This is a genomic window from Methanolobus psychrotolerans (assembly GCF_002243045.1).
Classification (GTDB): Archaea; Halobacteriota; Methanosarcinia; order Methanosarcinales; family Methanosarcinaceae; genus Methanolobus; species Methanolobus psychrotolerans.
Map to the genome: position 1 here is coordinate 1 of NZ_MBKP01000088.1, position 1,438 is coordinate 1,438.

Below are 1,438 nucleotides of genomic sequence, written 5' to 3' on the forward strand. Positions count from 1 at the left end.
TTATGGCGGATATCAAATTGATATTCCAGTCTTAGGGAAACTATTAGAATTGTATCCATTCCTTGAAGAATCCCTCATTTCTGTATATGAATCAGAGGAAGGGATTGAAAAATATAGCAGAATGTCACCGAAGAATGCTAAAACTGCCATTGATACGATTTTATCTTTAATACATTAAAAGAAACATTAGCAGTAATACACTTACAGAAAAACAATACAGCCAGCTAACTGACAGTACTACTTTTTCAAGAATAAGCAGCCGCCCTCACAGTCAACCTGGAATGAGAATCTGTTAAGGTGGGGTGAAAGATCAGGCCCGGATCTCGAAGGATTAAGCAGCAAAAGAACCAGGAAAAGTATAGAGTCCTGGATGGTTGCTGCAGGGATTCCGCTGAACATAGTCTGTCTTCGCCAGGGGCACGATAAACTTACATCGATGAATCATTATCAGGGATTACCGTTTACGGAAGCTGAAAGGGTTGAGATTCAGAGAAGGTTGGCAGGGTGGTTTTGATTTACTTATACGCTTTATCGTGATGATTAAATCTTAAAAGAGTAATTGTATTGTTAGTATCATCTACGTTGTATATTAAAACGAAATGGCCAACATGGACTCTGCGATGCCCCTTCATTACATTGCGCAAAGGTTTACCACACTCAGGGTTATTCAGGATACTAACTACAGCTCTTTGGATACGATCGGAGAGGACAGGATCTTTTTTTAAGAGAGCTTTAGTATCTTTCTCAAAACTAGGAGATATGGCTATTTCATAAGTCATTTTTTAAGATAAGAAAATAAGTCATCTACCGTTTTGAATTTGATTCCTTTTCCATCTTGGATTTCCTGTTGTGCTTGCTCCACTTCTTTGATAAATTCAGGATTAAAACGTTCTTCAGGTGGATAAGATGTTTTCTTGGATCCAGCTATCTTTTTATTGTTAAATGTACGAATGGAATGATGAGCACTTCTCATAGTAGATTATTCTAGAGTTGTAGATATATAAGAATGTTGATGCTGGCAGTATCTCCGAATGATATACGGCTTTTTGATAGTTCCACCTAAAGCAAGTAACAAAAGTGTTTTTGTTTCCGTATTTTGCAGGGTTACTATCAATGACTCCCTGTTGATCCATTGACCTGCACCTCCACGTAACTGATTCAATGGAGGTGGCTGCTTATTCACATATTTTTATACCTTTTCAGACATGCTTCATACATATCTATCATAAATACTTTGAAGCTCTCCTCGTTCTTGTAAAGAATGATCCATATCAGTTGCAACACTTGCTCATATGCAAAATAGAAAAATCGAATATTCACATCAGTAGACTTGGATTTGATACATGCTTCATCCTGAATCCTAAAACCTGTCTCAATTCTCCACCTTCTTTTGTATGATGCAATAATGTGGTCAAGATCAATTTCAGCCTGGTTTGTA

At 37.2% G+C, this 1,438-nt stretch carries 2 protein-coding genes and 1 pseudogene; all 3 read right to left on the reverse strand.

Annotated elements, in window-relative coordinates; genetic code table 11:
* Nucleotides 1-515: 515 nt before the first annotated feature.
* The gene (locus BB781_RS15040; protein WP_094229262.1) at nucleotides 516-779 is read right to left on the reverse strand and encodes a type II toxin-antitoxin system RelE family toxin; all 264 of its coding nucleotides are present in this window, start codon (nucleotides 777-779) and stop codon (nucleotides 516-518) included.
* Nucleotides 776-973 carry a DUF2683 family protein gene (locus BB781_RS15045; protein ID WP_094229263.1) on the reverse strand — a complete coding sequence of 66 codons (198 nt, stop codon included), beginning with the start codon at nucleotides 971-973 and terminating at the stop codon, nucleotides 776-778. Before BB781_RS15045 ends, BB781_RS15040 begins: the two co-directional genes overlap by 4 nt.
* A gap of 206 nt (nucleotides 974-1,179) precedes the next feature.
* Nucleotides 1,180-1,438, reverse strand: a pseudogene (locus tag BB781_RS16005) (hypothetical protein); the annotation flags it as partial.